This is a genomic window from Nitratireductor sp. GCM10026969 (assembly GCF_042660605.1).
Lineage (GTDB): Bacteria > Pseudomonadota > Alphaproteobacteria > Rhizobiales > Rhizobiaceae > Chelativorans.
The window spans coordinates 1-4,956 of record NZ_JBHSUM010000227.1 but is presented as its reverse complement, the minus strand read 5'-3'; the positions used below and the strand labels follow the sequence as shown (position 1 = coordinate 4,956).

The window sequence follows — 4,956 nt, the reverse complement described above, 5'->3', positions numbered from 1 at the left end:
CGCGCGAGCCCGGCGACGATCAGCCCGGTCAGCGTGATTTGCACCAGGGTGAGCGCGATGGCGCGCGCCGGATCGAAATCGAAGCGCAACGCCTGGTAGATCGCCACTTCCAGCGTGGTCGCGCGCGGGCCGCCGCCGAGCGTCAGCACGATCGTGAAGGAGGTGGCGCACAGCATGAAGACAAGGCCGGCTACGCCCGGCAGGGCGGCGCGCAGGGCCGGCCACTCGACAAAGCGGAAGGCGGCGAGCGGCCCCATGCCCAGTTGTGCGGCAAGCCGCCACTGGTCGGCCGGCACGGCTTCGAGCGCCCCCAGGAAGAGACGTGCCGAAAGCGGCAGATTGAAGAAGACGTGAGCGACGAGAATGCCGGAAAGCCCGTAGATGCCGGGCCAGCCTTCGCCCGAAAGGGCCGAAAAGAAGGGTGCGAAATAACCCGCACGCCCATAAAGCGCCAGCACGCCGAGGGCGGCGACGATCGCCGGCAGCGCCAGGGGTACCGCAAAGAGCTGGAGAATGAAGGCGCGCCCGGGAAAGCGCGGATGGCGCGCCAGAGCGCGCGCGACGAGGATCGCCGGGACAACCGACAGCAGCGTCGACAGGGCGGCCTGCCACAAGGTGAAACGCGCCACGCGCAAAAGGTAGCCGTCGAAGGCGTCGAGCGCGCCGCGCCAGTCCACAACACCCTCCCGGGCAAGCCCGAAAAAGGCACCCACGATGAGAACGCCGATCGCCGCCAGCGCCAGCGCGCCGGCCGCAACACGGCCTCGCCCCGCCAGAAACGGCGCTACCGGCTCATCACGGACAGCCACTCGTCGACCCAGGCTTCGCGGTTTTCGGCGACCTCGCGCGGCGAGAACCGGAGGGTCTCGGCGGGCTCTACCAATTCATCGAAAACCGGGTCCAACTGTTCGGAAGTCTCGCCTGCCGGGAACATCCAGTTCGTCTCCGGAATGATGTCCTGGAAGCCGGGACCGGTCATGAACGAAAGGAACTCTTCGGCGAGCGGATTGTCGGCCCCCTTCACCGTCCGCGCGGCGACCTCCACCTGGAGATAGTGCCCTTCCTCAAAGCCGGCGGCGTGGTAGCGGTCCGTATCCTCGGCAATGCGGTGATAGGCGGGCGAAGTGGTGTAGGAAAGCACCATCGGCACCTCGCCGCTGGTGAACAGGCCGTAGGATTCGCTCCAGCCGGGCGTGACGGTCACGACATTGTCGCGCAGCTTTTCCCAGGCGTCCGCCGCCTCGTCTCCATAGACCGCCTTCACCCACAGGAGAAGACCGAGGCCCGGGGTGGAAGTGCGCGGATCCTGGATGGCGATCTTCGGATCGCTGCCGGATTCCACCAATTCCTTCAGGCTTTGCGGTGGTGCCTCGATCGCTTCCGTGTCGTAGACGAAGGCGAAGTAACCGTAATCGTAGGGCACGAAGACATCGTCCTCGAAACCGCCGGGTACCTCGATCCTGCCGGGATCGATGCCGTGGGGGGCGAAAAGCCCGGTCTCCTTCGCCGCGTGGATGAGATTGGTGTCGAGCCCCAAGACGATGTCGGCCTGCGTCCCGTCGCCCTCCAGCCGGACCCGGTTGAGGAGTGCCACGCCGTCGGCCACGGACACGAATTCGAGGTCGCAGCCGCACGCGGTCTCGAACGCCTTTTCCACCTGCGGGCCGGGGCCCCACTTGGCGGTGAAACTGTCATAGGTGTAGACGGTCAGGGTCTCCTGCGCGTGTCCGCTGTTCATCGCGAGAAGGCCGAAGACAAGGGCAGGACAGGCAAGCAACAAACGCATAGGACGCCTCCTCTCATTGGTTCCAGGGGAATGAGGCGCCTGACGGTTCAGCGTCTAATCCCTCCGCCGGTGCGAGCCGGATCAGGTTCAGCGGGTTGGCGGGCAAAGCCGTATCGCCTCTCAGCCGAACCGCCGCATGCGGCCGGCACCCCGTTAGAGCAGGCGCGAAAATAGAGCGCGTCGCCGCGTAAAGCAAGGTGCCCCGGCGAGCACGGGCCGCAGTACTTTTGCGCGCCAAGGAGGGAAGGGGCGGCGGAAACCGCCCATTCTGCCGGCCCGGCCATGCGCCCCGCCGCGCACGGCACCATTGACATTTGCGCGCCGCTTCGCCACCTCACGGGCAACGCGTTGAACATGGGGCGCAGGTCCATGACCGCCGCAGCCGTCTCCGGCTACTTTTCCTCTCCCTTCTCGCGCCGACGCGCCGTCGGCGTCGATATCGGCGGCGTCGTCGTTGGCGGCGACGCCCCGGTCGTGGTCCAGTCCATGACCAACACGGACACCGCAGACGTAGATTCCACCGTCGCCCAGGTCGCCGCCCTCCACCGCGCGGGCTCGGAGATCGTGCGCATCACGGTGGACCGCGACGAGGCCGCGGCCGCGGTGCCGAAGATCCGCGAAAGGCTCGAGCGGCTCGGCCACAACGTCCCCCTGGTCGGCGATTTCCACTATATCGGCCACAAGCTTTTGGCCGACCACCCCGCCTGCGCCGAGGCACTCGCCAAGTACCGCATCAATCCCGGCAATGTCGGCTTCAGGGAGAAGAAGGACCGGCAGTTCGCGGCAATTATCGAGACGGCGATCCGGCACGACAAGCCGGTGCGCATCGGCGTCAACTGGGGCTCCCTCGACCAGGAACTCCTGACGCGGCTCATGGACGAGAACCAGGAAAAGGGCTCGCCCATGACGGCCCAGGAGGTCACGCGCGAAGCCATCGTGCAGTCGGCGCTGCTTTCGGCGGAGCTGGCCGAAGAGATCGGCCTGCCGCGCGACCACATCATCCTGTCGGCCAAGGTGAGCCAGGTGCAGGATCTGATCGCCGTCTACACCGAACTTGCGCGCCGCTCGGACCACGCGCTGCATCTCGGCCTGACGGAAGCCGGCATGGGCACCAAGGGCATCGTCGCCTCCTCGGCGGCGATGGCGATCGTGCTGCAGCAGGGCGTCGGCGACACGATCCGCATCTCGCTCACCCCGGAACCCGGCGGCGACCGCACCCGCGAGGTGCAGGTCGCCCAGGAACTGCTGCAGACCATGGGCTTCCGCCAGTTCCTGCCCGTGGTGGCCGCGTGCCCGGGCTGCGGAAGGACGACGTCGACCGTCTTCCAGGAGCTGGCGCAGAAGATCCAGGACGATATCCGCAAGAACATGCCGGTCTGGCGCGAGAAATATCCCGGCGTGGAAGCGCTGCAGGTCGCCGTCATGGGCTGCATCGTCAACGGGCCCGGCGAATCCAAGCACGCCGATATCGGCATCTCGCTTCCCGGCACCGGCGAAACGCCGGCCGCTCCCGTCTTCATCGACGGCAAAAAGGCCGCCACGCTGCGCGGCGCCAATATCGCCGCCGAGTTCGAGAAGATGGTGGCCGACTACATCGAACGCCGATTCGGCGCCGGTCGGGCCGCGGCGGAGTAGCCGTCGCACGGCGGCTAGCAGTCATCCCGGAAGCCGGAGCGAGAGCGCAGGCCGTCCGCGTTCCGGAGTGGGTCCCGGACAAACCTGCGGTTTTCCGGGATGACGCGCGACAGGATGGGATACTGCTAAACGCGACCCCTTACCCGTCGATCTCCCGGCCGATGATGGCGATGGCCTGCTGGTAGACGCTTGCCGCGTTCCAGCCCTGCAGCGCGACGAAACTCGGTTCGCCCGGCTGGTATCCCGCGCCGGGCTGCCAGCCATGGGCACGCAGGAAATTGGCCGTCGAAGCCAGCGCATCCGGGATCGAACCGATCATGTCGACGCGTCCGTCGCCGTCGCCGTCGACGCCGTAGCGCAGCGCATTGCCGGGCAGGAACTGCGTCTGGCCGATTTCGCCATGCGCAGCGCCGACCGCGGCAGGGTCGAGCATGCCGCGCTCCACGAGCGCCAGCGCGGCATAGAGATGGCCGGTGAAGAACTCCGAACGCCGGCAATCATAGGCGAGTGTCGCCACCGCCGAGAGGATGTTCTGGTTGCCGAGGAAACTGCCGAAGCCGGTTTCCATGCCCCATATGGCGAGAAGCGGCCCGGCGGGCACGCCGTACTGGCGCTCGAGCGAGGCGAGCAGCCCGGCATGGCGTTCCTTCATGCGCCTGCCACGCGAAATGATGGCATCCGCCCCGCGCTTTTGCATGAAGGCGTCCAGCGTCAGCTTGAAGCTCTTCTGCCCGCGATCGGCCGCGATCGTCTTCGAGGCGTAGCGGGTGCGCATGAGTGCATCGAGCGCCCCGGGGGAGACCCCGTGCTGCGATGCTTCCTGGACGAACTGTGATTTCCAGTTTTCGAACCCCCCGGCACCGTCGCCGCAGGGCGCGGCAAACGCAGCACCACCCAGAAGAAGCAAGGCGGCGCCCGCCACCGCCGCGAGAAATCGTCCCCTGCCTGCTGAAACCATGCCGTTCTCCCAAAAAACCCGCTCGTTTCGCCGGTCATAGCAGAAAATGATTGCGATCACCTTTACCGGCGCACGGCTACGCACTGCTCCTTTCGGGAACGAAACCACGCTTATTTTGTTCGTATGCCGCGAAGCGGGGAGAGATTGAAGGAGACCGAGAATGAAACACTCGAATCTGAAGGCGGCGACCGCAGCGGTTGCCCTGTTTGCATTCACCGGCGTCGCGGCGGCCCAGATGTCCGCCACCGCCACCACGGACCTGAACATACGCTCCGGCCCGGGGCCGCAACACAACGTCATCGGCGTGATCGGAGCCAATGAGCAGGCCACCATCAATGGCTGTCTCGAAGGCAGCAAATGGTGCCAGGTCACCCATGCCGGCACCGAAGGCTGGGCTTATTCGGACTATCTGACGGCGAGTGTTGCCGGCCAGGAGCAGATCATCCTGTCCGAGCGCCCGGCGCAGGCCGAAATTCCGACCGTGACGTATGAGACCACGGCAAGCACGGATGACGGCAGCGGCGCACTTGCCGGCGGGGCAACCGGCGCCGTGGCGGGCGCGCTCATCGGCGGCCCC

5 protein-coding genes and 1 riboswitch are annotated in these 4,956 nt (G+C 66.6%); of the genes, 2 read left to right on the top strand and 3 right to left on the bottom strand.

Features of this window, described 5'->3' with window-relative positions:
- Together ACFP9U_RS23860 and thiB are read right to left on the bottom strand one after the other, a co-directional pair.
- Positions 1 to 809, bottom strand: an 809-nt coding sequence (locus ACFP9U_RS23860) for an ABC transporter permease subunit (RefSeq protein WP_378625264.1), incomplete at its 3' end; no start/stop codon positions are given.
- Entirely contained in the window at positions 785 to 1,786 is a 1,002-nt protein-coding gene (gene thiB / locus ACFP9U_RS23855; RefSeq protein ID WP_378625261.1) for a thiamine ABC transporter substrate binding subunit, read from the bottom strand. The genes ACFP9U_RS23860 and thiB, both read right to left, overlap by 25 nt.
- 41 nt (positions 1,787 to 1,827) lie before the next feature.
- Positions 1,828 to 1,949: riboswitch (TPP riboswitch) on the bottom strand.
- A 206-nt stretch (positions 1,950 to 2,155) separates the two neighbouring features.
- On the opposite strand from thiB, the gene ispG reads away from it, so the two are divergent.
- On the top strand, positions 2,156 to 3,421 hold the full coding sequence (gene ispG / locus ACFP9U_RS23850; RefSeq protein WP_378625260.1) for a flavodoxin-dependent (E)-4-hydroxy-3-methylbut-2-enyl-diphosphate synthase: 1,266 nt from the start codon (positions 2,156 to 2,158) through the stop codon (positions 3,419 to 3,421).
- Positions 3,422 to 3,560: 139 nt separating this feature from the next.
- Here the strand turns inward: ispG and ACFP9U_RS23845 are convergent, their stop codons facing one another.
- On the bottom strand, positions 3,561 to 4,379 hold the full coding sequence (locus ACFP9U_RS23845; protein WP_378625258.1) for a lytic murein transglycosylase: 819 nt from the start codon (positions 4,377 to 4,379) through the stop codon (positions 3,561 to 3,563).
- 160 nt (positions 4,380 to 4,539) lie between these two features.
- Here ACFP9U_RS23845 and ACFP9U_RS23840 point away from each other — a divergent pair.
- Positions 4,540 to 4,956, top strand: a 417-nt coding sequence (locus ACFP9U_RS23840; RefSeq protein ID WP_378625257.1) for an SH3 domain-containing protein, incomplete at its 3' end; no start/stop codon positions are given.